General features: G+C 53.4%; 33 protein-coding genes and 1 pseudogene. 15 read left to right on the top strand and 19 right to left on the bottom strand.

The genetic code is table 11. The features are described 5' to 3' along the window. Positions 1-52 precede the first annotated feature (52 nt). On the bottom strand, positions 53-370 hold the full coding sequence (locus LIW51_RS18095) for an SWIM zinc finger family protein (protein ID WP_227377859.1): 318 nt from the start codon (positions 368-370) through the stop codon (positions 53-55). A 272-nt stretch (positions 371-642) separates the two neighbouring features. On the opposite strand from LIW51_RS18095, the gene LIW51_RS18090 reads away from it, so the two are divergent. Then, positions 643-885, top strand: coding sequence for an ArsR family transcriptional regulator (locus LIW51_RS18090; RefSeq protein WP_227377858.1), 243 nt, complete (start codon positions 643-645; stop codon positions 883-885). A 71-nt stretch (positions 886-956) separates the two neighbouring features. On the opposite strand, the gene LIW51_RS18085 is transcribed toward LIW51_RS18090, so the two are convergent. Continuing rightward, positions 957-2,189, bottom strand: a complete 1,233-nt coding sequence (locus LIW51_RS18085; protein WP_227377857.1) for a serpin family protein — start codon at positions 2,187-2,189, stop codon at positions 957-959. 1 nt (position 2,190) lies between these two features. Between LIW51_RS18085 and LIW51_RS18080 the strand changes: the two genes are divergently transcribed. The 4 genes from LIW51_RS18080 to LIW51_RS18065 all read left to right on the top strand — a co-directional run bounded on the left by LIW51_RS18080 (position 2,191) and on the right by LIW51_RS18065 (position 4,538). Beyond that, positions 2,191-2,880, top strand: coding sequence for a hypothetical protein (locus LIW51_RS18080; RefSeq protein ID WP_227377856.1), 690 nt, complete (start codon positions 2,191-2,193; stop codon positions 2,878-2,880). 285 nt (positions 2,881-3,165) lie between these two features. Then, positions 3,166-3,327 carry a hypothetical protein gene (locus LIW51_RS18075; RefSeq protein WP_227377855.1) on the top strand — a complete coding sequence of 54 codons (162 nt, stop codon included), beginning with the start codon at positions 3,166-3,168 and terminating at the stop codon, positions 3,325-3,327. 114 nt (positions 3,328-3,441) lie between these two features. Next, a complete protein-coding gene (locus LIW51_RS18070; RefSeq protein ID WP_227378266.1) occupies positions 3,442-4,011 on the top strand; it encodes an ArsR/SmtB family transcription factor in 570 nt (189 codons plus the stop codon). A gap of 92 nt (positions 4,012-4,103) precedes the next feature. Further along, a complete protein-coding gene (locus LIW51_RS18065; RefSeq protein ID WP_227377854.1) occupies positions 4,104-4,538 on the top strand; it encodes a hypothetical protein in 435 nt (144 codons plus the stop codon). Positions 4,539-5,710: 1,172 nt separating this feature from the next. On the opposite strand, the gene LIW51_RS18060 is transcribed toward LIW51_RS18065, so the two are convergent. Then, the gene (locus tag LIW51_RS18060) at positions 5,711-6,001 is read right to left on the bottom strand and encodes a hypothetical protein (protein WP_227377853.1); all 291 of its coding nucleotides are present in this window, start codon (positions 5,999-6,001) and stop codon (positions 5,711-5,713) included. 372 nt (positions 6,002-6,373) lie between these two features. Here LIW51_RS18060 and LIW51_RS18055 point away from each other — a divergent pair, with 372 nt between their 5' ends. Beyond that, on the top strand, positions 6,374-7,570 hold the full coding sequence (locus tag LIW51_RS18055) for an inorganic phosphate transporter (RefSeq protein ID WP_227377852.1): 1,197 nt from the start codon (positions 6,374-6,376) through the stop codon (positions 7,568-7,570). Between the two features lie 8 nt (positions 7,571-7,578). On the opposite strand, the gene LIW51_RS18050 is transcribed toward LIW51_RS18055, so the two are convergent. The 7 genes from LIW51_RS18050 to LIW51_RS18020 all read right to left on the bottom strand — a co-directional run bounded on the left by LIW51_RS18050 (position 7,579) and on the right by LIW51_RS18020 (position 13,042). After that, positions 7,579-7,812, bottom strand: coding sequence for an SWIM zinc finger family protein (locus tag LIW51_RS18050; RefSeq protein ID WP_227377851.1), 234 nt, complete (start codon positions 7,810-7,812; stop codon positions 7,579-7,581). A 310-nt stretch (positions 7,813-8,122) separates the two neighbouring features. Beyond that, entirely contained in the window at positions 8,123-8,788 is a 666-nt protein-coding gene (locus tag LIW51_RS18045) for a potassium channel family protein (protein WP_227377850.1), read from the bottom strand. A gap of 827 nt (positions 8,789-9,615) precedes the next feature. After that, positions 9,616-9,801, bottom strand: coding sequence for a hypothetical protein (locus LIW51_RS18040; RefSeq protein WP_227377849.1), 186 nt, complete (start codon positions 9,799-9,801; stop codon positions 9,616-9,618). Positions 9,802-10,010: 209 nt separating this feature from the next. Continuing rightward, positions 10,011-10,424 carry an SWIM zinc finger family protein gene (locus tag LIW51_RS18035; RefSeq protein ID WP_227377848.1) on the bottom strand — a complete coding sequence of 138 codons (414 nt, stop codon included), beginning with the start codon at positions 10,422-10,424 and terminating at the stop codon, positions 10,011-10,013. Between the two features lie 184 nt (positions 10,425-10,608). Next, on the bottom strand, positions 10,609-10,977 hold the full coding sequence (locus LIW51_RS18030) for a DoxX family protein (protein WP_227377847.1): 369 nt from the start codon (positions 10,975-10,977) through the stop codon (positions 10,609-10,611). Between the two features lie 147 nt (positions 10,978-11,124). Then, a complete protein-coding gene (locus LIW51_RS18025) occupies positions 11,125-11,775 on the bottom strand; it encodes a helix-turn-helix domain-containing protein (protein ID WP_227377846.1) in 651 nt (216 codons plus the stop codon). Between the two features lie 121 nt (positions 11,776-11,896). Continuing rightward, entirely contained in the window at positions 11,897-13,042 is a 1,146-nt protein-coding gene (locus tag LIW51_RS18020) for a hypothetical protein (RefSeq protein ID WP_227377845.1), read from the bottom strand. Positions 13,043-13,438: 396 nt separating this feature from the next. Here LIW51_RS18020 and LIW51_RS18015 point away from each other — a divergent pair, with 396 nt between their 5' ends. Beyond that, on the top strand, positions 13,439-13,966 hold the full coding sequence (locus tag LIW51_RS18015) for a helix-turn-helix domain-containing protein (protein ID WP_227377844.1): 528 nt from the start codon (positions 13,439-13,441) through the stop codon (positions 13,964-13,966). Positions 13,967-14,062: 96 nt separating this feature from the next. Here LIW51_RS18015 and LIW51_RS18010 read toward each other — a convergent pair whose 3' ends face one another. The 6 genes from LIW51_RS18010 to LIW51_RS17985 form a co-directional block, all read right to left on the bottom strand. After that, complete coding sequence (locus tag LIW51_RS18010) at positions 14,063-14,503, bottom strand: NUDIX domain-containing protein (RefSeq protein ID WP_227377843.1); 441 nt, start codon at positions 14,501-14,503, stop codon at positions 14,063-14,065. A gap of 292 nt (positions 14,504-14,795) precedes the next feature. Continuing rightward, complete coding sequence (locus LIW51_RS18005) at positions 14,796-14,954, bottom strand: hypothetical protein (protein ID WP_227377842.1); 159 nt, start codon at positions 14,952-14,954, stop codon at positions 14,796-14,798. A gap of 366 nt (positions 14,955-15,320) precedes the next feature. Continuing rightward, on the bottom strand, positions 15,321-15,893 hold the full coding sequence (locus LIW51_RS18000; protein WP_227377841.1) for a helix-turn-helix domain-containing protein: 573 nt from the start codon (positions 15,891-15,893) through the stop codon (positions 15,321-15,323). Beyond that, complete coding sequence (locus LIW51_RS17995; protein WP_227377840.1) at positions 15,886-17,550, bottom strand: sodium:solute symporter family protein; 1,665 nt, start codon at positions 17,548-17,550, stop codon at positions 15,886-15,888. Before LIW51_RS17995 ends, LIW51_RS18000 begins: the two co-directional genes overlap by 8 nt. A 215-nt stretch (positions 17,551-17,765) precedes the next feature. After that, entirely contained in the window at positions 17,766-18,731 is a 966-nt protein-coding gene (locus LIW51_RS17990) for a fumarylacetoacetate hydrolase family protein (RefSeq protein ID WP_227377839.1), read from the bottom strand. Beyond that, complete coding sequence (locus LIW51_RS17985) at positions 18,728-19,534, bottom strand: cyclase family protein (RefSeq protein ID WP_227377838.1); 807 nt, start codon at positions 19,532-19,534, stop codon at positions 18,728-18,730. The genes LIW51_RS17990 and LIW51_RS17985 overlap by 4 nt, the downstream gene beginning before the upstream one ends. Positions 19,535-20,076: 542 nt before the next feature. Here LIW51_RS17985 and LIW51_RS39220 point away from each other — a divergent pair. After that, positions 20,077-20,502: pseudogene (locus tag LIW51_RS39220) on the top strand (NAD(P)H-binding protein); the annotation flags it as partial. Positions 20,503-20,529: 27 nt separating this feature from the next. On the opposite strand, the gene LIW51_RS17975 reads toward LIW51_RS39220, so the two are convergent. The 3 genes from LIW51_RS17975 to LIW51_RS17965 form a co-directional block, all read right to left on the bottom strand. Continuing rightward, entirely contained in the window at positions 20,530-20,784 is a 255-nt protein-coding gene (locus tag LIW51_RS17975) for a hypothetical protein (RefSeq protein WP_227377837.1), read from the bottom strand. Continuing rightward, positions 20,756-21,076: an SWIM zinc finger family protein gene (locus LIW51_RS17970; protein WP_227377836.1), complete on the bottom strand. Its 321-nt coding sequence runs from the start codon at positions 21,074-21,076 to the stop codon at positions 20,756-20,758. Before LIW51_RS17970 ends, LIW51_RS17975 begins: the two co-directional genes overlap by 29 nt. A 360-nt stretch (positions 21,077-21,436) precedes the next feature. After that, complete coding sequence (locus tag LIW51_RS17965; protein WP_227377835.1) at positions 21,437-22,117, bottom strand: polysaccharide deacetylase family protein; 681 nt, start codon at positions 22,115-22,117, stop codon at positions 21,437-21,439. A 1,106-nt stretch (positions 22,118-23,223) separates the two neighbouring features. Here LIW51_RS17965 and LIW51_RS17960 point away from each other — a divergent pair. The 7 genes from LIW51_RS17960 (at position 23,224) to LIW51_RS17930 (ending at position 26,515) form a co-directional block, all read left to right on the top strand. Continuing rightward, positions 23,224-23,466, top strand: coding sequence for a MarR family transcriptional regulator (locus tag LIW51_RS17960; RefSeq protein WP_227377834.1), 243 nt, complete (start codon positions 23,224-23,226; stop codon positions 23,464-23,466). Between the two features lie 329 nt (positions 23,467-23,795). After that, the gene (locus LIW51_RS17955; RefSeq protein ID WP_227377833.1) at positions 23,796-24,134 is read left to right on the top strand and encodes an ArsR/SmtB family transcription factor; all 339 of its coding nucleotides are present in this window, start codon (positions 23,796-23,798) and stop codon (positions 24,132-24,134) included. Then, positions 24,131-24,724 carry a dihydrofolate reductase family protein gene (locus tag LIW51_RS17950; protein WP_227377832.1) on the top strand — a complete coding sequence of 198 codons (594 nt, stop codon included), beginning with the start codon at positions 24,131-24,133 and terminating at the stop codon, positions 24,722-24,724. Before LIW51_RS17955 ends, LIW51_RS17950 begins: the two co-directional genes overlap by 4 nt. Beyond that, positions 24,721-25,194 (top strand): SRPBCC family protein, encoded by a 474-nt coding sequence (locus LIW51_RS17945; RefSeq protein ID WP_227377831.1) that lies wholly within the window; start codon positions 24,721-24,723, stop codon positions 25,192-25,194. Before LIW51_RS17950 ends, LIW51_RS17945 begins: the two co-directional genes overlap by 4 nt. Positions 25,195-25,197: 3 nt before the next feature. Beyond that, entirely contained in the window at positions 25,198-25,761 is a 564-nt protein-coding gene (locus LIW51_RS17940) for a dihydrofolate reductase family protein (RefSeq protein ID WP_227377830.1), read from the top strand. Beyond that, positions 25,758-25,898 carry a hypothetical protein gene (locus LIW51_RS17935; protein WP_227377829.1) on the top strand — a complete coding sequence of 47 codons (141 nt, stop codon included), beginning with the start codon at positions 25,758-25,760 and terminating at the stop codon, positions 25,896-25,898. The genes LIW51_RS17940 and LIW51_RS17935 overlap by 4 nt, the downstream gene beginning before the upstream one ends. Before the next feature lie 17 nt (positions 25,899-25,915). Further along, a complete protein-coding gene (locus LIW51_RS17930; protein WP_227377828.1) occupies positions 25,916-26,515 on the top strand; it encodes a dihydrofolate reductase family protein in 600 nt (199 codons plus the stop codon). The last annotated feature ends 64 nt before the right edge of the window (positions 26,516-26,579 follow it).

The raw sequence follows: 26,579 nt of genomic DNA, 5'->3' as shown, positions 1-26,579 counted from the left end.
TATCCGAGACCGTCACTTGGCGAGACATGGAGAAAAACAGCTGAAGCGGTGGTTAGTTCGGCAGTTCTCTCCGCCATGTTCTCACACATGGCCAGCACGGAAAGCCACCGAGGCCGTCACAGCCGCACTCTGCCGGTTCGGCATCGTCTTCGTCCGTCTCGTCGGTGTTCTCGTCCTCTTCCGACGGGAACGCCGTCAGGGTATCGTCGTCCCTCGCGGTTTCGACGGCGGCCATGTGCTTACAGAAGGCGTTGCGGTGAACGTGATGCGGACACGTACGGGCCATCAGTTCTTGGGTCACGTCGTCGATGGAGACTGTGTATTGGTGCTCTGCAGGCGTCTCGTGACTTTCATTGGTCACTTCGACCATTCCGGGGGCCTCAACCCGGAACCGGAACTGTTCCCACTGTGCGCGTTTCTGTGCCGTCTCGGCAGCTTCAAGGGTTGCGGATTGTTTTGTACTCGTGGTCTTCTAGCAGGTTTCGGAAGACCGGTGCCGGGTGCTACAACACCCGGCGCGTTTCTACACGCCCAAGGGCACCGTTCTTCCTACCGGGTACTATGTGATACGTGGTATTAAACCTTCCGGTGTACTACGTAGTGTGTGGGTTTAAGATGGTGGATAATGAACTGACGGCTACGATGACAGACGAGAGAGAACGCGATACTCGTGGTCAATTTGCAGAGGAAACGACTGACGACGATATTCTGACGGCGATGCGCGAGTCAGAGTTTCCAGCGGTGACCGCTCGATGGGTGGCGGATACGCTCGACATTGAGCGGCCGTCAGCCCATCGACGGCTTGAAGCACTGCATGAGGATGGAGAAGTTGAGCGAGGGAAGTTGAGTCCGCGGGTTGTTATCTGGTGGATTTCAGAGGAATAGTGAGCCCACTAGCGTGTTTCTCACAGCAACGGACGTTGAGTCCCGAGGCAGCAGTCCTGTTGACCGGTGCATCAGTTGGATTGGGCCGCACTCGCATCGACGATACGACCAAGGAAGAGTACGGTGTCAGTTGGTCGATGTCGGATCAGCAAGTAAAACGGTCGATCGACGGTCATTGTGAACGGATCACGTGCTGCTCCCGTCGCTACGGCCTCGACAGCAGTCGCAGCCGCCGCCTCAGTCCCCTCCTCGTCAACTGCGATGTAGCTCTTGTGGAGTACATCGTCAATTCGGAGGTGTTCACCAGTCTTTGCGGGATCAACCATTCCACTGAAATCAGCATGATTCGAGAACACAACCGGCATCCCGAGTTCAGCGAGCGTCGTTGGGAGTTCAAACGACGATTCAATCGTGAATCGGGGGAGTGAAATCGTGCCCTGCTGCTGATCCATTCCACTTAGCAATGATGTGAGACGATCAACGTCCAGTGATTCCATGAATTCCTCGAACGTTCTCTCTTTGGGAAGGATGACGACCATTCCGACTTCATCGCCGACGTAGGGGAGTTCAATGACCTGATGGCCGTCAACGGTCGCGTAGGGAAACGATTCAGATTGGCGCATCATCGGTACCTCTGCAGTTGTCCCATCAAGCGCAGTGAACGGCTGCGGTGTGGTTCGACCTTTCTCGAACGGTTCTGCCCATGTTGCGCGGAAGTAGATGGCGGTGGTGAGGACGAGGCGGGTGAGGGAATTGAGGGCCCCCTCCGGGAGGAGATCTCTGATTTTGTCTTCAGTCTGATCGGCAACCCATTCGTTGATGGTCTGAGTCGCCTCAGCTGAGTTCTCCTTGAAATCTAAGACGTGGAGTCCAGCGTCGTAGTACGTTTTGAGCGTCGTGAGGAAGTCGTCCCGCCAGGGGTAGTTTTGTTGTCCCCAAATAGCGTTCGCAGTCGTGAGTTGGAATGGGACGTTTTTTTTCGAGTTGGCATCGTCATTGCTCGCGGCTAGTTGGTCTTCGGTTTCGCCGAATGCTGCGTGAAGTGTTGCGTCTTCTAACGAGAATCGGAGTGTCTCGGTCATCTGTTTCTGCGTTTTGCCACGGGCACCAGCATAGGTCATCGCCAGTGCGACCGAGATACTGTAGGGTGAGATGAACTGGTTTGTCGAGGGTTCATCCTGGGCGAGTGACGAAAGGAGCGTTAGTCCGAACTCGGTGTTTCCGCGGGCAAGTGTTCGGATTTGCGTTTGATTTGCAGCGGTCGGATTTGGGTCTTTCTCGCCGGTCACTGTTGGGGCGTTCATAGTGGAGTCGTTTGAGGAGAGTGGTGAAAGACAGCCGGGAAGAAGGGCACTCGCTAGAAGCGCGTTCGAGAGGGCGAGAATTGTACGTCGAGTCGGCGACATATGGAGGCAGATGGCTATCAGTGAAGAAAGGTGTTTGGTAGACTCAAAGAACGATTTGACACTACAGAAAGCACTTACCCAATCTTATCAATTGTATCTCATGCGTTCCCATCCCAGCATCCTCGTTGTCCTTGTCGTTGTTTTTGCTGGCTGTCTGAGTGGCGTCCCATTCAGTTCTAACCCTCCAATGAGCAGTGAGGCATGTAATGGTGCGACATCACCTGCGTTCTATGCTCTTGGAACCCAAGTTGAAAAGAATATCTGGGATACGAAGAGCGTCGTTGTTGGCTTCGAACTTGGCGACAATGCCGACATCCTATTGGTCGCCTACGAGAACGAATCACGTCTCGGTATTCAACCGTATAATAATACGCAAGCAGTCGCTGTTGATGGCCTCCGAATTCCACTTTCGCACCAACTCACCGGCAATCATACGGTTCGTGTTGTGATGTATGGAGACACAAACGAGAATGGGAAGTACGACCCAGATGTTGACACACCCTGTCAACACGATGGGACCATACTCCAAACAGAGAACCGGACGATCAATTTCAGTCGATTTACCGCGAACAGCACGACGAACGCATAAGTCAAATGATTCCTAGCGAAATACCGTCGTCAGAACATAGACGGTGCAATAAAGTCAAAGAGGCCGATTACCATGTTTTCTTCCCATCTCAAAACTGGATTCTAATCCGTGATTCATTGGATTTCAAGACGGGAGAGAGGAGAAAGAAAGAAGCGTCAGCGCGCCGAATATCGAGTAATGAGCATCCTCCCTGAACACGAGGGACACTTGCGCTAGTTGGTGGGTTCCTCGTGTTCATCGGGATTGGCCTGATTACGCCGTCTGTCTGTGCGAGTGTCGGTTTACATGACGCAGAACCAAGTGGGCTGCATCTTACTGGGTTTAGCGGACTGGGGATTCAGTATACGTACACCACTGCTGGTGGAAAAAATGACCTGCAATATTGGGGCTGGCATCATCTATGTGCCGCTCGGCATCGTGCTCGTTATCGCTGGACTGTTCCGGTGAAATTCCTCGCTCAATTCAGTTGGCTTTCTTTGATTGAGAACCAGCGGTATTTCTGTGGGGTTGCGAGGAATTATACGTTCTACCTCCAATTACCTCGCCATTGGTGTACTTGTAATGTCCCTTCTGCCCAGTAAAACCCCGGAGATAGACACTGAGCAAGCCGGAGATATCCAGATTCTCGGGGTTGATGAACAGGACACAGACGTAGTCTTCAACACACTCTCGTCTCAGACTGCTCGAAAACTTCTCGTGGCAATTAACGAAGAGCCAGGAACACCGTCTGAACTCGCAAATCGCCTTGACACGTCAATTCAAACCGTTTCCTACCATCTTGACGCACTTGTCGAGGCGGAGTTGATCCGAGTTGCGGATACGCGATACTCCGAGAAAGGCCGAGAGATGAAGATCTATGCACCAGGCGAGAATCTAGTTGTGCTGGTTGTTGGTACCGAAGAAAGCGCGCATGGGATTCGGTCGTTGCTCAAACGGTTTCTTGGCGCGATTGGTGCACTTGCACTTCTCAGTCTTATCGTCCATTCTGTTGTTGAAGAATTCCCATTCATGGCTCAAACCGCAGCTGGTGGTCAGCCAGAGCCGACCGGGTGGCCGACTGGGATTGCTTTCTTTGTTGGTGGGTTTGTGATTCTTCTAATCGTCTTCTGGTGGCAAGGCTCACAACAGTGACGAAGTGCTCTGAAAGCACAGGAATAGGTGATGACTGAAAATCGATTTTCAGTCTAGCCAATATTCATCTCCTTTCTCAACGAGATACAGGTATGCTGTTTAGTGAAAGCCAATCGCTCATCAAGGGTTCTGATGGAAAAGACCACTTCCAAACGGTTCTCATTGCGATCGGGCTGTTTGTGTGTTCTGCTGGGTTTCTCGCGATGGTAAAACGGTTTGATCTGCCTGTATTCCTATTTCTTCGTTTAGAGTATTTTGCGCTCGGGCTTCTCGTCGGAAGTGCAGGGCTTGCGGTTCATGATCAAAATCTCCATCGTGTCTGGCTGTTCGTCTTTGCATTCGCCGCAGGATTTGGTATCCCCCTTGTGGGAATGGGCATCACTGGCGAAATGCCAGATCTTCCATTCCGAATTATCTGGGCAGGTATTGTTGGCCTTGTTACTGCCGCTATTTTGGGGACAATTGATGGGGCAGTCGGTCTCGGCCTTCGTCGGATATTCGCTAATTCACAACTAAAGAAGAGGTGACAAGCAGGGACGGTAGTAATAGAGGCTGTCATCGTGAGTCGCTTTGACATCCTCCCCGCCCTGAAGGGCGAGGATTCCCACAACGTCGGTCGCTGGTTCGGTGGGAGTTTACGGTTTACACACCGACGAGGTGCTGGCCATGCCAAGTAGCCGTTACTCCTCTCCCGTGAGGGATTCGGAGGTACTTGGTTGTTTAGCGTCGGTACCCAACCGATCCCGAAGGGGTACTTCGAGCCTCGGCCGGGAAGTCCGAATTTGTCCGATTGTCCCGGTATGGGCGCGGATGTGCCGCGTCGGATACCCAGAAAAACGCACGGAGAGCACCGAAGACTGTACCGTACAGTGAAAGTGAACAAAGACGGCGATTCATCCCCGCCCTGAAGGGCGAGGCTTTCTCGCCTGCAATTACGTAATCGCCTCTAATAGTCCATTCCTGTGTCATTGGTGGTCAACCACGACGTATGTCAACATCAATCATGATAAAGATATCTGCCGAATGATTGTAGTAGTCTTCGCATCTGGCTCCGCTGGCTTAGAGGATAACAGGATGAATTCATCCTCTCTATTCAGCACACCATTCCTGTCACGCTCTGAGAGCTTCAGCAGAACCGTGTAGGTTAGTATACTATACTAGCCTGTGTTAGCGCCTGTACCAAGGAAAAACGAACGAATGAAAGAGTGACGGAGAGCCGAAAGCGTCAGGGGAAGTCAGTGAGATTCACCGAGGAAGTCCGTCACCCACACATCAGGGCGTGGTGGGTGCAGATCGCCCACCTCAAGCAATTCGTCGGGAGTGGCGACCCGATGCTCGCATGGACTCAGATAGACTCGCGACGGGCCAGCCACCGTTACAGGCTCAACAACCCGCTGACAGCGAGGACACCAATACTCCGACCTCATAGTCCGGCAGTCTACTCGACGCGGAACGATCCGCCGCACTCACCACAACTGTACTTCTCGGGGTGTTTCACAACGTTCGAGCGTTGGTAGCGCGGAAGTCGCCCACCACAGTCCTCACAGACGATCCACCAGCTCGGCATCTTGAACCACTCGCAGTGGTGTGTTGTGTCGAGGGTGTCCGTCTAGCGGGTGAATGTTGCTCCACGATCCGCTTCACCGAATTCGTTGTACTGCCATGCGTGGATCAGTTCGTGGCGCACGGTTTCGCTAAATTACTCCCAATCGTGGTGTTCGTAGGCCGCCCACGTGAACGTAATCGTAATCGCGTCCGTTGCTGGGTCGTACTTCGTTACCCCTGCCTGCCGTTGCGCTCGATGTGAGACCTCCCAGTCGATCGCTTCAACCGGTAGATTCGGGAAATACTCGGCGACGACGTCTGCCGCATGCTGTTTTACTTGCTCGAGTAGAACCGCTGGTGTCTCGGGAGTATCGTCACTTGCTACATTCGCACTCTCCGTGAGCGTTCGGTGGTCGGTGTCAACGCCAAGAATCTTACAAAACATTCGAGAAGGAAAATGAGTCAATAATCACAGTCGACAATGTCTCTTCACAATTGATTCAGACCACCTCGAACCTCAACGCCGAGGTAGCTCGCTGCTTCCCTAGCGATCATCTCGACTGTCTCCTTGACGAGCTGCCCCTCCTGGCCGTGAATATCCGCATGCCGGAGTGGGGCAACTGTCCACGGGTTAACGTAGCTATCACATGGTAAGCCACCTGCTCTAATAGTCGTTAGGCGTGAATGGGATGGCGATTGACCGGCGGGTTGTTGTCACCATTGCATCCAGTGCTTCCTCGTCGCTGAACAGGTGTGTCGTTCAATACTGATTAGACTTTAGCAAAGAATTTAACAAACGATCTCACATGGTTCAGCCATGGTAGAGATACTCTTTCTCGTCGGACTTGCTGTCGCAATTTTCGTTGGTTTCAATGTTGGCGGTTCGAATACGGGAGTTGCTTTCGGTCCTGCAGTTGGAAGCCAAACTATCTCAAAGCTCGGAGCTGCTGCCCTCATGAGCATTTGTGCGCTTGTTGGTGGATGGACTGTTGGCCGAAACGTCATCAATACAATGGGTGGTGAAATCGTTCCGAGTCGATTTTTCACTCTGGAAGCAAGTATTGCAATTCTCTTTTTCATCGGACTCGCGTTATTCCTCTCGAATATCGTGGGTGTCCCCGCCTCGACTTCGATGACGGGTGTCGGCACGATTGCTGGCCTTGGTCTCGCAACAGATGCGCTGAACTGGGGTGTAATGGGGCGGATTGTCTCGTGGTGGCTCGTCTCTCCGGTGATCGCCTTTTGGGTAAGTGCTATTATTGGTCGATACTGGTACCCCATCCTCCTCGATTGGTTTGCAATCACGCAGAGCAAGGGCGCACTGGTTCAAATCGATCGGTCAGGATGGACTGTCCGGCCAGCACTTGGCCCGAACACAACTATGCGAGAATTTACGGGGACACTGTTGGTCATTGTCGTCGGCTGTTATACTGCGTTCTCGGCTGGTGCATCGAATATGGCGAACGCAATTGCTCCCCTCGTCGGTAGTGGCGCAATGGAGATGAACTATGGCATTCTGATTACAGGGAGTGCCATTGCGGTAGGAGCGTTTACAATTGCTCGACGAACCCTCGATACGATGGGGAATGAACTCACCGATATGCCCTTGCTTGCAGCATTGATCGTCGCAGTTGTGAGTTCCACACTCATCACCATCCTTTCAGAGCTCGGAATCCCCGCTAGTATTGTCATCGTCTCGACAATGAGTATTGTCGGTCTTGGATGGGGCCGTGCCACACGTGTGAAAGAGTATACTCGACGTTCTACAATGATCGAGGAGGGGCCACCAGGAATCACTAGTGGCGCACTTGCTGTAGATACTGCAGACACACCGATGATTGATAAAGCCAGAAGAAAATCGACGAGTGAAGTAGATAACAACCCATACCCAGATATTGATTCACTGTATGAACCATGGACGACTGCCCGCGTTATCACCATGCAGAATATTGTTCCAGGAATTGCAACAGTCTCTGCGTACCTGTTGTTCGAATTCGTTCCCCTCTTTAGTTAGCCCAGTTCTCAGATGAGACCGTCACAGTCGCAGTCCTTTTGCTCACTATCGTCTTCCTCCTCCGAAGGGAAGGCCTCGAGCGTCCCGTCGTCAGTTGCGTAATCGACGGCAGCCATATGCTTGCAGTAGGCGTTGCGGTGGACGTGATGCAGACAGGTGCAGGCCATCAGCTCGCCGATCACGTCGTCGATAGACACGGTGTACCGGTGGTATGCGGGGTTGTCGTGGCTCTCGTTGGTCACTGCGATGAGTCCGGGGGCTTCGATGTCGAAGGAGAAGTGTTCCTGTGTGCGCGTTTTGGTGCCGTCTCGTCAGGGTCGCCTTCTGTGGGTGGGCGTGCTGGAATCATTCACTCCACTGCGATTCTTGTGTTGTCTCGCCTGCCACAACGGAGGAGACGACACAGCGCAGGGAAGCGGTGAATCCAGAACCCAGACGCCTACTGAGACTGGGAGTAAAATGGAGTGATACGAAAGGATCATTCGCTCTGATCGCAATTTCTTTTGAAAGCCAGTATTCATCGTACAATACATCTACTTCCGTGGAAATATATTATTGATTGCCAGTGAGTATCTCTACTATTTCTCTGGAAGCAGCGGGTTCGGTCGCAACAAGCAGATTCATTCCTGGCCTAAGTGTTGTCGCAGGGCTGACCACCGTTTTTTCATCCATGTCTACAACAATTGAGCATCCATCCGGAACTGCGATGTCTCGAATAGCCGTCCCGGCAACCGGGGCATCCTCGGTCACTTGTATCTGCAAGAGTTCAATAATGCCGGTGAGTTCATTCACGGCATCCGGAAGGCTTCCTCCTGTAATTGCACTCACTGTTGCGAGTGCGCCAAGTCCTTCGGGGAAAATGACTTGGTCAACGAACTTTTCGTATTCATCTCGTGCGCTTGGTGAATCAACTCGGAGTACGGTTCTCACGCCTTCCATCTTCGAAGCAACCAAACAGACTGCCAAATTACTACCAATGTCGTCAGTGAGACCGGCAACGACATCAGCACAAGCTAAATCGGCCCTTCCAAGAACATCAGGATCGACAGCCTCTCCATGAAGAACTGTATCAAATCCAGCTTCAAGAAGCAAGTCACATCGTGTTTGATCGCGTTCGATGATGGTGAGATTGTGTCCCTGTTTAACTAGTTGTTCTGCGGTATAATATCCGACATGTCCTCCCCCCAGAAGCACGATTTGAAGAGCGTCATTCGACATCTGTATCTCTCATACCCATAATACAATTTGTATCAATAAATCAATCGTCCATTAATACTCCAAAAAGGATGCTCACATTAGACGTACCATGCAATTAGACAACCGTTCGCCTCTGTGGTAACCGAGTTTTCGTTGTGTATTGCCGACGGCGAGCAACACACGACGGGTCTCACGATACGTTAGTAGGTTATACTAACATAGGAAAAGACGTGAGGTCACCCATGACGCAACCCCTATCTGTGATGTTCGTCAGTTGCATTCTTACCGGCAGCACGTGCAGAACGCGCTTACACCGAAGCGAGAATACGAGACTAGAACCCCATTCGCCCGAAGACTGATAGCAATTCACATGCTCTGTCTATTTAGAACTTGTATGGCGTCTACAGAACACCTGTGTGCCCGGTGTGGTGCTCCGCTTTCAGACGATGCACCGCATGTCTGGTTAACCATTCAAGGTGTTAATCTTGAGTATGAATTGCTTGATGGTGATCTGATTCTGTGTGAAGATTGTTTTGCGGCCTACCGCAACTTCATCAATCAGCCAACACAATATAATAAATAGAGAGATCCAAGAGACGTCCTAGTCAGACTACAGCAATAACAGACCCGTAATTCGGTTTTTCTATCTTCTATTCAGAATCTATCGCCATTCTTTACGCAAAGTAATCTACAGTCATTGCAACGCTATTGCCCAGGTTATGTTCTGGTTTCGGGCATCAATATCAGACACGTAAACTATAGCAAGTCTCCTCCACGAGCCACGGTTATCTTAAGGCACCGATCGCTGCATCCACGTGTTTTATCGGGATTCGCTGTTCGGTGCTCGCTTAGAAGATTGATCGTGTTTCGTCCTCGTCATCCGTGTACACGTCTTCGTTTATGATTGCATGGAGATTGCCGTACGGGATGAATGCAATCAAGTCGTCGTTGTCAGTATATAAATTCACACCAGTCTCTGTCGTTTCGTAGCGCTCACAACTAATCTCCCCCTCTGTCAGGATGGTTCGGTACATCGTTTTTTTATTCGTTCCGACGCTACTAAAGAGTACTCTGCACTGACAGCCGTCGAGTAGCGTTGCGCTGAGTCGGGGAGGCCGTCTCCGTTATTCGACCGTCATTGGTTCGTTACTCATTTCATCCACACATTCCACGAGCGTTCGGTGAACAGTGATATCCGCGACCGTCACTTGCCGTACTATGGAAAAAAGGGCGGAAGCGGTGGTCAGTTCGGCAGTTCCGTCCGACCCGTGCGCACGCACTCCCAGCACGGGAAGCCGTTGAGGCTGTCACAGTCGCACTCTGCCGGTTCGGCATCGTCTTCGTCCGTCTCGTCGGTGTTCTCGTCCTCTTCCGATGGGAATGCCGTCAGAGTCCCGTCATCCGTCGCGGTTTCGACGGCAGCCATGTGCTTATAGAATGCACTCCGGTGGACATGGTGCGGGCAGGTACACGCCATCACGTCGCCGCTCACGTCGTCCAGCGTGACGACGTATTGGTGGTCAGTGGGGGTGTCGTGGCTCTCGTTGGTCACGTCGACCATTTCGGGGGCCTCGACCGGGAACCAGAACTGTTCCCACTGTGCGCGTTTCTGTGCCGTCTCGTCAGCTTCAAGTCCTGGGCTCGGTTTCGTACTCATTGTCTTCTGGGTAGCATTTAGGAAGACCGGTGCCGGGTGGTAGAGCACCCGGCGCGTTTCGACACGCCCGAGGGCACCGGTCTTCCTACCAAGTACTATATGGAATATGTCAGTAAAAATGTCAATATGCAATATAGTGAGACTGCGGTCAGCCGCCATCTCGCAGGTGCCCGTGCTCTCGTGGCTATAATGCGAGTAACCTGGGAATCGTGACGACGAGTCCGGCTACGAGGAAGACCGCCGCTGGGACTGATGCCGAAGGCGGATCGTCGACCCGGACGAGGTGTGTCAAGATGGCCCCGATCATTGTCACGGCGATCAAGAGGCCACCGAAAATACCGAGTATAGGTGCGAACACGAGCCCAGCGAGTAGCCCGAGACCGCCGATAACTTCGACACCGCCAGTCACGACGAGGAACCACTGTGGGTACCCGAACTGATCGAATTGCGTTGTATGGAAGTTAGTACGGAGGAACTTCACGCCACCCGAGGCCAACATGATGAGTCCAAGTAGTCCTTGTACGACGAGGATGGCTGTTTCAATTGTGCTCATAGGCATTTGTGACTAAGGCAGCAGCGGGAATCAGGATGCTCCACCATATATGGGGTCGGCTATATACGGAGAGTCAACTCGCTATACGAGTTGAGGCCAAATAATAGAGTCTCTAACACCGAGTGAGGACTACTCTCGTGAGATAGTTCACGGGACGAGTTCAGCAAATATCGTCGCCTGTGCTTTTCGGAGGTGTTCGCCCACCGTTTCAGGCCCACAGCCGAGTTCTTCGCCGATATCTTTGTATGTGGCTGTTCGTGGATCTCGAAAGTAGCCTAGTTTGAGTGCAACCGTCACCGCCTCCTGTTGGCGTTCGGTCAATTGTTCGAACAGCCGTGTGGTCGATGGATTATACTCACCGATGGCTTCGACAGTGAGGTCGAAAGCCACGGGTATCTCTGTGAGCACCGTCTGAATCGTCTGTTGCTCTCCCAGCAGCGTTACCCGTAGGTCGTCGTCTTCGGTATATGTCATCGGAGTATCGACGACAAGTCCGTGCGTCTGCACGATGGAATGGAACGTTGTAGCAATCTCGCTCCATTTCTGGTGAACGTACGCATAGAGGCTGTTATCCACCTCGGAGATATCATATGCGAGAATATCAGAATGAGCATCCAATAGGGCTTCCGCTCGCTCGCGCTCTCCGTCAAATTGGACGAGAAGCACACCGGTTCCGTCATCGAGCATCCGTATGTGATCCAATGTTCGCCGTTTCACTGCCGAGTCGTCGGCAAACGCTTGCACGGTAGGATCAAATGCAGACTCCATTGGCGTGAGAAGTATTGTCACAAATCTCATGTTAAAGAGAATGATCTGCAGCAGCAAATGGTTTTAGTGAGGCCACTGTGCCTCGATTCTGTCGTCGATCCCGTGGCATTCGATGTCTTGGTAAATGTCCCTATCCAACCAGGCTCTGAGATCAGTTTCCTCCCGTTATCGTCCTGCCCAGCCCGCAGTGCCGACACCGGCCGCGTCTGCGGTAGTAGTACGCGAGCGTTGCCGCCCCGAGTGCGACTCCCCAGATAGGCCACAACAGTACCGGCCCAATGGCTGCCCAGCCATCAGTAAGCGTGAAGAAGGAAGTACCGAGCACCGTTTTGCGTACGAACATTAGGCCGGCCATAGCCACTAAGACGGAGACCAACGAGGCAGGAACGACCGCCAACCAAATGGGAACCCGCTTTCCACCCAAAAGTGGGAGCCAGCGGGGGAAGATCTCGCCCCATGGCTGGATGAGTCCGAGTGTGAGAATCACGCCGCCAACTGCCACCGTGCTAAGTGCTACCCCTGACCAGAGCCCCCCACTGGCCTGGCCCGTGCGAAGGATTTCCTCGGAGATACCTAACGGGATGCCCAGTTCCCACGCTAAACGTGTTGTGGCATACACGAGGGGCACAATGGCTGCGACGGCGGTAGCCCATCTGCCCCACTGGGCCGCCGCGGCTGGCGTCGTCCATCCAGTGTCAGTGTCGGTGCGGCCGCAATTCATACAGGCGTTTCTGCTCCGGCGCTGGTAGGCGACGGCCGCTGCAACCCACAAGAACCCACCGCCAATGAGGACGAACTGGTTCATCACGGGCCAGGGTATGGCGTCGAAGAAGTTCTCTGACGGCCAGCCGAAGGGCGCGCCGATCAGCACAATCGGTACGAGGGCCATGGCGAGGAGTCCGCGGGCATCCGGCACCACCAGCAATAGCACGGCAGCGAAACTCCACGCGATGCCGAGCAGCACTGTCCGCGAGAATCCGCGCCCCCACGTCCGGGCCATCGCAAGACCCACCACCGCACCGACCAGCCCCATCGCAGCGATCACTGGTGCAGCAGTCTCGACCTGTACACCCGCAAGGATAGACAACGCAGCCCCTTCCGGATCGTTCGTAGCCCCGAATGGAAATCCACTACCACCGAACGTCCAGTATATTCCGAGCGCGCCGTATATCAACGACCAAGCGCTGGCTGCATATGCGGCCCACGCTGGCCACCTTAGTAGTGTGTGAGAGACCCTTCTCGCGCTGTTTGCCATCCTGTCGCGGAAGAGGTCAGTCATCAATTGTTTCCTCGTCATCTCTTATCAAAGCTGATCTGGTTTGCACAGCGTGAACCGTGCCTGTGTAGAGATAGTGAACAGTTTCATTCATTATGGTTAGCTCTCTTGTAGACACAAAGAAATCTGGAAAGAGCAAGGAGATGATGCCGAAGTTCTTCGGCAGTTTTTAAGTGATTTACGTTGTTCGTCTTTCTAAGAGATAGTAATCGGAGGATAGAGACCGAGCTTCTTCGCAGAATAATGATTTACCGACAAGCAGAATTCCGCGTATCGACGCCCATCCGTACGAGAAACTACCCATGAGATACGTGACTGTTTTAACAGATCCGGGCGAGCGGAGATTTGTCTCTGCTTTTGCTACTCTGAGTAGAGATGTTGTAGCACGCGAATACTTGTACCATTTCAATTTGTTGCATGACGGGACAGTTGTCCTTCTCTATCAACTTCAGGGGGGATCTCGACCACGCAAGAGCAACATTCGATGCAAGTTCGGCTGTGATACACTCTGATGTTCCGGAGCAGGGAGATGGACTTGCATACCTCCATTGTGAAATGAGAGAGCCACTCACGTCCTTCCTTGCGATACTACACGAATCGGATGTTCTTATGCCTATGCCGGTAAAGTTCCTGAGCGATGACCGCTTACGGGTAAAGTTTATCGGAGAACACAAGCCGCTGCAACGAATTTTGGAGAGGGTGTCTGAGTTCGTTGACATCGAAATCGAACAAACCGGCGAGTATGTGTCTCAAGGTCACCTCGACTCGGTGCTCACTGATCGTCAGCGGGAGATCCTTTCCATAGCCATCGAACATGGGTACTACGAAGTCCCACGACAGGCAACAATACGAGAAATCGCTGACGGGGTAGGGCTAAGTCAGGCAACAGTTGGCGAACACTTCCAGAAAATCGAATCGAGAATTCTCTCTCAAGCCGTGCGATAACTCAACTCATCAACCGAAGCAACGACGTGTTTGTATGGGTTTCAGTTGGAAGTAGGTATCGTAGTTTCAGTACGGTTCAGCAGAACCAAACTCCACTTAGCCGGAGTTGCGTACTTTTTCGGTGCAGTCTACGAAGTGTTCGACGAATTCCGGAATGTCAGTTCGGGCTTTGATTTCATCATAAGAAAGCCAATGCACTGCAGCAACTTCGTCGGAAGCTCGAGGATGGGCATCACCCGCCACGAACTCACAGAGTACAACAATATTGAGACAGCGAGTACCGTCGTCGGTCTCAAACGTTGTACTACAAATATACTCGACATCTCCGATTTCAACATCGACCTCCTCGTTGAGTTCACGGGCAGCCGTTTTCTCAATCGTTTCTGTGCCCCCGGGCGACTGTTCGACTTTGCCTCCTGGAAACGACAATAGACCGGCAGCGTGGTCTTCATTTTCACCGCGTTCGATGAACAGGTACTCATCGTCTTTGACAACGACACCATCAATGTTTACGACGTACCCATATTCTTCAAGCATTATCGACAAGATAGTAACAAGATTTGATAAATATACTGTTTACTTCGTACGTATAGCCAGGGGTTGTGTTTGGCACTAATAGGAGGATCATCATTCGCAGCATCCGCACTTTCCGTGAACGTTCGCTGATTGGTGATATCTGAGACCATCTATTATTGTGTATAGATAAAAACGGAAACGTAGGTTAGTTCAGAAGTTCCCTACGCCTCGTTCTAACACACGGCCAACAAAGGAAGCCGTCGAGGCCATCACAGTCACAGTCTACTGATTCGGAATCGTCTTCGTTGTCCTCCTAAGGGAAGGCGTCGAGCGTCCCGTCGTCGGTTGCAGTTTCGACGACAGTCATGTGCTTACAGTAGGCGGTGCGGTGGACGTGGTGCGGACACGTACAGGCCATTAGATCGTACGTCACGGCATCCAGTATGACAACGTAGAGGTGGCTTCTACCCACATTGATTCAACACTGATCGAAAGAATTTTAGTTTGAGGATCTATAATTTGGCATGGATCGATTTTCTCTCTACCATGTCTCTACGCTCATTGCTGGCGCAGCACTAGGCATTCCTGCATTGATATCTACGACTACTGGTGAGCAAAGTCTCCCATTATTACTTCAGACAATTGGTGGGTGTGGCATGGCGGTTGCGGTGGTTTATGGACTATTTACAAAAGATCCAGCTGAGTTCACTGTTGGGAAGTAGACAGTCTGGACGATCGTCATTAGGATACTACTTATCCTTCTTGCAGGTACTATTCGGTTAGCCAACTGAACTTCAAAGTAGACGATTGAACACGTATACGACGGAGAGCCCGCCGATCAGTGGCGTTCTGACTTGTCGTTGAACACCTCATGCTCGGCAGTCTCGATGACAGATCGACCCTCATTCGTGACTTCGACGTATCGACGCCACAGCCCGGAACTCTCGCAGTAGTTCTCCCGTATGAGGTGATTGATGACCGGAATCAGTTTGATCGGAGCGAGGTCGACCGACAGCTCTTCGAGGATGGGCTGAACCGTACAGGAGCCGACGTTAGCGACGATTTTCAGAACCTCATAGTCCAGCTCCGTCAGGTTGTACTCGGCGAGCTTCGCGTCGATTTCTGAGATCGCCGGCAGTTTCGCCTGGCCCTGACTGGTAATCAAAATCGTGTAGAGCTTCTTGCCGGTGTAGCCGTCCCTGGCTAGATCACCATTCTTCTCGGCTTCTCGAATCAGGTACTCGGTCTCTACGCCGCTCAGACCGAGACCGTCGGCCAGCTCGTCGGTTCGATTGCGACCGGAGTGGACAAACTTGAGCAACTCCTCGTATTTCTCTTCGACCGTCTCGTCCCCTTCGAGTTCGAACCTGTCGTGGATCTCCTCGAGGTCTGGTGCGAACGTCTCACTCATTGCGACCATCCTCCGAAGCGGACTGGGGTTCGTAGCGAAGCAGCGTCGGGAGGAGTCCGCCCTTGACCCCGCGGTTCTCGACGAACTCGTTCCACCGGCTGCTCGGCGTCCACGGTTTCGACAGTTCGACCGCGAGACCTTGCAAATCCGGCTGAGGTTGACCCTCGCCGGGAGTTATCGTATCGGAACGGGATTTCTCCTTCCAGTCCGCCTTCCCGTAGTACGGTGGTTCAGTGACCAGCGAGACCGCCATGGCGACGATCGCAGGTATAAAGATCCCGACCCATGTCTCGTGGGCGTAGGCGCTGAGTCCCCACGGTCCGTACTGCCAGAGCAAGACAGCGATAATTCCGGTGGAGATCCCGTAGAAGGCACCGGAGGCGGACAGTCGCGGCCACGCCAGACCGAGGAGTATGACTGATACCAGCGGAGCGATGAACGACCAGCCGAGGGCGAGCATGAGCGCGGCCGTCTCCTGCCACGTGACCGCCCAGACCCACGCGGTAACGCCGATCAATACCGTGAAGAATCGGCTTGGTCCCATAAGTTCATCAGATGTCGTCGCCTGTCCGACGAGCGGCTCCCACACATCCCGAATTAGGATCGAGACGATGCCAATGATCGCGGTCGAGGCCGTACTCATCAGCGCCGAAATCAGCGCGATGAGGACGAACGCGTCCATCAGCGGTGGCATCTCGAGCAGCAAGACCCCGAATACGCCGCCGGAGTTATAGCCGGCCTCTTTGGGGGCACCGTACGCCGCGACCGCGTACGCTCCAGGCAGTGCGAGCAGCAGCGAGAAGAAGATCGCCGCCAGGACACCGCCCAGCATGGTTCCTTTCTTCGCGGCATCCTCACTGCGGGCGCTCACCAGCCGGATCCAGTAGTATTGATTTCCAATGATCAGCGCGCCCCAGCCGATGAACCACGTAACCGGACTGTTGAACGTCAGTGCAACAGGCTTCATCGCCCCCGTTCCAGAGAGGCTCGTCATCTCGGGCGCGGTTTCGGCCAACCAGGCGGGCGAGCCGAAGTAGACAAACATCCACCCCGCGATGACAATCATCGCGATGCCCCCGATAACGATCTGGATAACGTCGTTCACCGTCACCGCCCACAGTCCGCCGAGGTACATGTAGACGAGCGTGATCAAGAGGATACCGAACGACGTATACAAGTATGAGAAGTCGGTTAATTCGGCCATCACGAGGCCAAGGCCGACGAACTGCGCCGCGACAACCCCGATGATGCCGAGGGCGCTTCCGACTGCGGCGACCATTCGCGTCCGTCGATCGAACCGCTGTTCCATCCACTCAGACGTGGTGTACACCCCGCTCCTTCGGATGTACGGTGCGATCTTCCACCCGAAAATCACGAGGAACACACACCACGTGAGCATGAACAGCGACGCCGGAAGGAGACCGAGATTGATGGCGAACTCCGGCAGAGCCGAGACCTGAGACCCGGCTAACCCGATCGCGGCGAACCCGGCCCCGATCACGAGGTAATTTATCTCTCTGCCCGATACGATGAAATCCGACGTGGACTCGATCCACTTCTCGGTTCTGTAGCCGACGTACAGCATCAGACCGAAAAAAAGGATGACTCCCACCAGCAACGACGCGATTTTGGCGGTATCCAATGCGCTTTCCACCATGCGAGTGATTCGCAAACGGGGTGACTTAATAATTACGTATGTTTTTACCGCCTGGTAATATAATTTAAACGATTTTTCTATGAGTAGTTGTCCAAATAGTATTCACTGATGGAACGATAAAATACAATAGTTTTCTTATTATTTAAATAGTTCTATACTGTGTAAATCATCCGGCAGTACAGATCACGAAGTGCGTTCGGGACTGCTCGCGAGTTTCACGTCGAGTCGACGACGCGGTGTCGCAGCACTCCGATCCCCTCTGCCTCAAGTTCGATCTCGTCCCCGGGTTCGATCCACCGATCTAGTTCGAGGCCACAGCCGTTTCCGACTGTGCCGCTGCCGAGGACGTCACCGGGGTAAAGCGGTTCCGCATGCGAGACGTGTTCGACGATGTCAGCGAACGAGTGGTACATCTCCCCCAGAGAGCCGTCTGACCAAATCTCGCCGTTGATCCGGGCAGACACCGTCAGGTTCTCGACGTCGATTTCGTCAGGAGTGACAAGCACTGGGCCGAGTCCGTTCGCGAAGTCCTTTCCTTTGGCGGGACCGAGCTGTGCTTCCATCTCCCGCAACTGGATATCCCGGGCGCTGAAATCGTTGAAAATCGTGTAACCCGCGATGTACTCCTCGGCTCGTTCGGCCGGGATGTCGCGGCCGCGTTTTCCGATGATCGCGGCGATCTCGAGTTCGTAATCGAGTTTGTCCGAATACGCTGGCCACTCGACGTCGGCTCCCGGCCGGACGACTGTATCCGGGTTGCCCTTGTAGTACACTGGCATCTCGTACCAAGCATCCGGTGGCTCATCGAGGCTGTTACGAACGTGTTCCTCGATGACCATGAAATCGCGAATCGAGTTAGGTCGCGGGAGTGGACTGAGTAACTCTACCTCGTCCCGCCGGTAGCGAAGTCGTGCGCCGTTGGGACCGACCGACGATTCGGTCTTATCTGTAAACTCGACCGCTTCCCGGGCTGCCTCGAACGCCTTATCACCATGGTGCAGGAACGCAAGCATCTCTGAGGGCGCCGTAACCGCTGCGACCTCCGCAGGTCGTCGTTCACCTCGATCAGCCAAGACCGCCCCGTAGCTCGCGGTGACGTCGACCAGCCACTCGTCGTCAACGACGCCGATCCGTTGGACCGGTCCGACTGGCGTCTCAACTTCGAAGCTGGCGAGTTTCATATGTCCTCCTCTACGAACGCGACGGGTCTGACCCACCCGGCACTACCGTTTTTGACGTTCACGGGAAACGTCATGAGCGTTGCCCCTTTCTGAGGGAGTTTTGCCAAGTTGGCCATTTTTTCGATCTGACAGTATTCGGCGTCACGACCGGCGAAGTGCGCTGGCCACAATTCCTCCTCATCACCTGATTCAACGTATCGGTGACCCATCTCAGCGAACGGTTTATCGAAGCCGTACGCATCCGTCCCGATCACCTTTACACCCCGGTTAACTAGATACGTGGTCGCGTCGGCGCTCATGCCGGGAAACTCTGTGAGGTACTCGGGCGTTCCCCAGAGTTCATCGAGCCCGGTTCGGATAAGGACGATATCCTCTCTTCGGAGCGAATGATCGATGGTGTCGAGTTCAGTCTCAATCTCCTCTATACCGATTTCGCTGCCAGGTTCTTTCTCGGTGAAATCTAGAACGATCGCCTTGCCGACGCACCACTCAAGTGGGACCTCGTCGATCGTCCTCGATTCGTCGTCCCCACTGGTCGGACCGTAATGCCACGGAGCATCCATGTGCGTCCCGGCGTGGGTGATTGCGGTGACCTCTTCCCAGGCCAGTCCGATCCCCTCCGGAAAGTCGTCCGCATTAACGTCCTCGAAGCCGATTTCGCGAAGTCTCTCCGCGAGCAACTCCGCGCCGCGGCGATGGTCAAACCGCTCGATAGACGGTGGAAACGGCTCGCTCGGCGAATCTGATTCGAGACCGACGCTCAGATCGACCAGTTTCGTTCGCTCGTCTTGAATTGCCGGCAACATTTCAAACTCATATAGCTGCTCTACATTATTATAGAAGAAGGTAGGGTGAGTTACTTCCCAGTAGGATCAATCACAGCTGAAACCTACGAAGATAATGCAGGTCGCTGACTTGTACGTCACCTCGTCACTGAATTCAATGGCAAAAACATGATAAGTAGCGAGTTGACGACGGCGAAGAGCACTCAACGTCGATTCTATCGTTGAGCAGTGATTTCGCTCATTTTTTCAAGGAGTATATGCGCACTGAGCCAGTCGTTTAGCTGATACAGCATTCGGTGACCACAGCATCTATTGATATAATTCGTGTTGATATAGTACACCATGCAAGTCGCAGTTATCGGTGCAAACGGTGGAATCGGCCGCGAGTTAGTTCCTCGACTTTTGGATGCTGGACACGACCCAATTGGGGTAATACGAGACGAATCATAGTTTGATGCTGTCCGCGAACATGGCGAAGTACACATTTTGGCGATCTCGAAGGGGAGTTTGCGCCGGCACTCCAAGGGGCCGACGCTGTTGTTTGCACAGCTGGCTCCGGCGGGGGAACCGGCTGGGACAAGACGCTTCTGATCGACCTTTGGGGAGCGCGACGGAGTATCGACGCGTGCGTCGAGCATGGAATCGATCGGTTTGTTATGATAAGTTCATACAATGCAGGTGATCCAATGGCTGTGCCGGAGGCAATCCGTCCGTATCTGGTGGCCAAGCGATGTGCTGACGACTATCTCGAATAGTCGCCACTCGATGCCACGATTCTTCGGCCGACAACACTCGCTAGTGAAGAGGAAATAGGGCGTATTTCGGCAACCTTCGAAGATCGTGGCGAGGATGGAGAAGAGATTCCGCGCGCCGACGTCGCTCAGACAGCCGTTGTCTGTCTAGAAAACGAAGTTACAGTCGGCGAAACGGTCAGATTATTCGGCGGCGACACCCCTATTGAGAAGGCGCTCAGTCCTGATGACTGATTGTCATAGACTCTGTCTCGATCCCCCTCATTGATTCTGTGTGACTTCCCAGTCAATCACACCGACCAGCAAGTCCGGAAAGTGCGTAGCTGCGACGACCGCCGCATGGTGTTGTGCGCGGTCGAATAGCTCGCGCTCAGTTGTCGGTGTGTCGTCGTTATCGCTCGCGGTATCCGCGCACTCGGTGAGCGTTCGCTGGGCCACATCGAGCAGCGTCGTTTGGCGTGACAGAAATGAGAAGAGTGAGACGGGGTTAGGCTGGCAGTTCTTTGCGACCCGCACGAACGCACCGCCAATACGGGAAACTATCGAGGCCGTCATAATCGCACTCTGTCGGTTCGGTATCGTCGTCGTCCGTCTTGTCGGTGTTCTCGTCCTCTTCCGATGGGAACGCCATCAGAGTGCCGTCGTCCGCCACGGTTTCGACGGCAGCCATGTGCTTACAGAACGCGCTCGGGTGAACGTGATGCGGACAGGTGTAGGCCATTAGTTCGTCGGTCACATCGTCGATGGAGACTGTGTACTGGTGATCTGCGGGGTTCTCGTGGCCCTCATTGGTGAATTTGATAAGCACGGGAGTAGGTGTATCTGTTCAATATGGAAATGTTATTTTGCCAAATATCGCTTACCACCCTCATATCATATATAGATAGGAATTTGTTAGTCATCTATTTTAGAGATGAATAATTATCAAGAGAGGCAGTTAGACACGCCGTTTGGCCAGCTATGCTCGAGCATCGTAGGGAAAAGGGCAACGGTGAATCCCTACTAGTATTGCGCATATCTGTTAAATTGAATTCACGGCAACGTGGGTTGGGCAGTATTTCTAGCCAGAGTTGAAACTCCGAGACTTCGAGAAGCATGAAAATACGATATAAAATTCACTCAGTCACATGGAGCATAATAGGATGGATATAGGGCTCTATGGACGTATTCAATATGGCTCTGTGCATCGCATTTCCCATAGATATGTGAAATCAATAGCTTCGATACCGTTTGTCCGATCAATATGTGCTAAGAGTTTCTCATACTGCCCGACATCCATCATGTTCTCGGAATCAAAGTTGTGGAAATTGAGAATGGTGCATTGACGGTGGTCAGCAGCAAGACTCACGGCTCGCTTGCAAATATCGAGATTTTGACCTATCGTTCGCGGAAGCACAAGTGGATCAAACCCAGATACACCGGTGGTATTCACATTGCCGGACTGATTCATTCCACCCATGTAGTGGTACTTGCTAATCACGTCGAGCGCGGCTTCGTCAAAATTGTTTCCCGGGTATACTATGAAGTCTGCGCCTTTAAATTCATTGTCAATTAACCACTTCTTATTACGCTTGAGGAGGTTATCCAGCTGCGACGTAGATATTTCGGCGAACGGCTCGTTGGTACTGCCGTGTGCGACGACTTCATCGCCTGCGTTTTGTCGTTCGTGTAATTCCTCGAGCGACATAAAATATGAATCGGCTGTTTTGCTGGGATATACTGGCATTGTGAGGACAGCTGGGAAATCATAGTGATCATGGACTGATGCCGCCTGTTCATAGTAACTCCGGTTACCATCATCCCAGCTTAACACGACATAGCCTATATCGGGTTTTGGGTGGTGTCGCATATCGTCCACCCATGACACTGCGTTGCCATCCGATGCGTTCGTTACCTCGATTTCAATTCATTTAATATTCGTGAGGTCTGGGTCAGCATCACTGGCGGCAAACACACCAGGACACGTTCGAAACCAGCCAGTATCTGGGGGACGATATGTCACAGACCGGAGTTCGAGTACTGCCCAGTTGTCATTGGAATCATATAGGTAGACAAGCAGGGCAACATCGTCGGGATTTTCTGATCGAAATGCCATTGATAGGTCGTGATCGGAGAAATCCACTGGTGATGACAACGTCCGAACGGCTACCACATGGTCGCCCGAGTTTCCAACCAACTTCAGGCTTTGCGAACCTGTGAAATTCTGTGCCGTGTCCGCTGACACTGAACCCTGTACCCGCTTCCAGCGAGATGAATCCTCAAAATTGTCGAACTCTGTTCCGGGTGAACCGAACTTTTTACGGCTGTTGTACTTTGTCCGTAGTGTTTGCTTTGACGTGGTTTTTGTAACCTCGGTAGTGTCCTCCACTGTTGTTATATTCGTCGTAGATGAGACCTGAGTACCTGAAGTTGACTGTGAGGAAGGCTCGTTCTCGGAACAACCAGCGAGTATTCCCGCGGCTACAGTGCCAAATAGATGAAGGAATTGACGACGAGCAGTGGTAGTAGGTTGACTACCCGGCATACTGTCGTTCACCTATCTGTCTAGAATTTTGTAGTAAGTGTAAAGCGAAACTGGGTGCGGGAAGACTATGTGCTCCTCTTGTTAGCAGTGACTGCCATGAGGAAACTTCTCTATTGATTCCTGCTGGTTCCTGTCTATTATCAATAATTTTTAATTTATTTAGTTTGTTCTCTTCTTTCTTTTGACTCATCGCCAAGAAGGACAACCAGATTTGAAGGATTAGTTATGATCCACCTGGCTATAATTTGTGGCTCGTAATCATTGCCTAATAGTATGAAATTAGTGCCGAGTATGCCACCATTTGGCGCGTTTCCACACGCCTGAGGGCACCGGTCTTCCCACCAGGTACTATATAGTTCATGGCATTAAATCCATCGATGTACTACGTAGTACATAGTTTTAAGATGGTGGATAGTGAACTGATGGCTACGATGCCAGACGAGAGAGAGCGCGATACTCGTGGTCAATATGCAGAGGAAACGACTGACGAGGATATTCTCACGACGATACGCGAGTCAGAATTTCCGGCGGTAACCGCTCGGTGGGTGGCGGATACGCTTGGCATTGAGCGGCCGTCCGCGCATCGACGGCTTGAGAAGTTGCATGAGGATGGAGAGGTTAAGCGAGGGAAATTGAGTCCGCGGGTGGTTATTTGGTGGATTCCCAATGAATAGTAAGACGGATTACCCCGCTCAAGAGAGATCCGTAGGCGAAGATTCTACCGTGAAAACAGGCGACAAAGAATGACCGACTTGGACTATCCGGATGCAGTACTCGTCGTGAACGAGGTCATCAACTCTGCCCAGGTTTGTCCCGTTTCAGATCACTTTGTAGAGCCGTTTGAGCATCCGCTCGTTCTCGCTCGTAATCGCCACGGGGTACCGTCGATACTACCGTAGCAAATTTCATGAACATATTGCCATGCCTGTGAGTTGACGATAGACGGCCTAGCGACTACGTTTAACTAAAGAGTTAAGTATATGCTCGTTGTTCATTCAACCGGATGGTTGAACAACTGCCGGACGACCTCGATCTCGACGCGGTCTTCCAGGCGCTGGCACACCCCATCCGTCGGGCCATCCTCGAACAGGTGGCTGACGGGCCGGAGAACGTCAGCGAACTGGCTGAACCGCACGACGTTTCCTTAGCCGCCGTCTCCAAGCACCTCCATGTGCTTGAGGACGCTGGTCTGATCGACAACAGGAAGGACGGTCGAGTTCGGCGCTGCCACCTAAACGCCGCACCACTAAGCGCCGCATTTGGATGGCTTACCCGATACCGTGTCTTCTGGGAAGACCGGTTCGACGCACTGGCCATCCACTTGGTGGAAGATAAAGAATGAATAACAATACTAACACCGCATCGTCCCAGCGAAACCTGATCGTCTCGGAGTTCCTGACGCTCGACGGCGTCATTGAAGCGCCGGAGGAGTGGTCGTTCGCGTTCTTCAGCGAGGAACAGCAGGAGTACAAGCACGACGAACTATTCGCGTCGGGCGCGCTCCTGCTGGGCCGGACGACCTACGAATCATTCGCAGACGCCTGGCCCGACCGGACGGACGAGACGGGCTTCGCCGACCGAATGAACAACCTTCCGAAGTACGTCGTCTCGACGAGTCTCGAGGAAGCCGAGTGGAACAACTCCACGATCATCGACGGTGATGTCGCCGAGGCGGTCGCCGCGCTCAAGCAAGAGGATGGACAGGACATTCTCGTCAACGGGAGCGGCGAACTTGTGAACACGCTGGTGGAACGCGACCTCGTTGACGAGTACCGCCTCATGGTTCACCCGGTGATCCACAGCAGCGACAAGCGCCTCTTCAAGGGCGCGAACGCGCCGACGACGATGAGCCTCGTCGACACGAAGACGTTCAGCTCGGGCGTGGTCGTGCTCACCTACGAGCCGTCCGAGGAGGAGGACGACGAAGAATGACCGACTTCGATCCGACCGAGTACAACATGACGATCCAACGAACGTTCGACGCGCCACGTGAGCGGGTCTGGCAGGCGCTTACGGACCCCGACCAGGTTCGACAATGGTGGGGACCGGAGGGCTTCACGATTTCACGGTGTGAGATGGACGTACGTCCCGGTGGCGTCCATCGTGTCGACATGCGTGCGCCCGATGGCACCACCATCCCGCACGAAGGCGAGATCGAGGAAGTCGTCGAATCCGAGCGGCTCGTGATCCGAAGCCCCTCAACCGAGGACGGCGAAGAGCTCCAGCAGCCCGAGATCCGCAACACGATCACGCTCGTCGATCACGACGACAGGACGGAGCTCACGTTCATAGCCGAAGTCATTACGGCCACGCCTGACATGACCGACTCGCTAGAGGGGATGGAACCGGTCTGGAGTGAGAGCTTGGACTCGCTGGCCACTCACCTCGGGGAGGAGGTCTGAACGATGCGGAAGCTAGTCGCAACCGAATCCGTGTCGCTCGACGGCGTTATGGAATCGCCTGAGGAGTGGTCTCCAGCCTACTCGACCCAGGAGCTAGAGGAAGCAAACGCGGCGGGGATGGCGTCGTCGGACGCGTTACTGTTGGGACGAGTCACCTACGAGGAACTCGCCGCCTTTTGGCCCACGCAACCCGACGACAATCCGATCGCGAAGTTCATCAACAACGTCCCCAAGTACGTCGTCTCGACGACACTCGAGGACGTCGAATGGAACAACTCGACGCTCATCGCCGGGAACGTCGAGGAAGAGATAGACGAGCTGAAGCAACAGGAAGGTGAAGGAATCGGAATCGTCGGCAGCGGCACGCTCGTCCGTTCGCTGTTTGACTATGGCCTCCTCGACGAGCTCGTGCTCAATGTCCATCCCCTGGTACTTGGGGACGGGAAGCGTCTCTTCGATGAAGGCGGCGAACGGACTGCTCTGAATTTGGTCGGTTCGACAATGTACGACTCGGGTGTCGTCTCGCTCACCTACGAGCCGGCGGATGAGGAGGAGGACGCCAAATGACCGACTTCAATCCGACCGAGATCGAAACGATAGAGAGGACTCTCACCTTTCGCCGAACACTCGATGCCCCGTCCGAGAACGTAAGCCAGTCGATCACCGACTATCGGCCCACCGTCGTAGGAGGGCGATCGTCGTGAGTCAAGTGATTCTGGACATGAGCGTATCCCTAGACGGGTATATATCCGCTGAAGGAGTCAGTCCAGAGGAACCGATGGGAGACGGCGGGGAGAAGCTGCACGAGTGGGCTTTCGGCGATGACGAGTTGAACCAGCAGCTCCTCGAAGAGGGCGTGAAATTCCAAGGAGCCGTAATCGCGGGTCGCAGTACTTACGACAATTCGGTTGAGTGGTGGGGCGCAGACGGCCCCACGGGGCCCGTTTGCAATCCCGTATTTGTGGTCACTCACGAACCACCCGCCGACGCTCCTGCCAATGGAGTGTACACCTTTGTCACCGAGGGAATCGAACGCGCCCTCGACCAGGCGAAATCCGCCGCAGACGGGAAGAACGTGGTCATCATGGGTGGTGCCGACCTTGGCCGGCAATTCCTCAACGCAGACCTAATCGACGAGATTTCTATCCACCTGGTTCCCGTGCTGTTCGGTGGCGGGACGCGGCTGTTCGAACCCTTCGATGGAAACCACGTCAACCTCGAGACGGAGAGCGTCATCGAGACGCCTCAATCGATCCACCTGCGATTCGACGTCGGCGATCAATCGAACGAGGGAGACGGGGAATCGGAGAGAACACCATGACGTCTAACACCGAAGGAAAACACGAGCGAGAGACAATGACGCTACCATACACTAAGACCACCCC

This window comes from Haladaptatus halobius, assembly GCF_020618475.1.
Taxonomy (GTDB): Archaea; Halobacteriota; Halobacteria; order Halobacteriales; family Haladaptataceae; genus Haladaptatus; species Haladaptatus halobius.
Note: the sequence above shows the minus strand (reverse complement) of the source record. Positions and strands in the feature narration are given on the sequence as shown.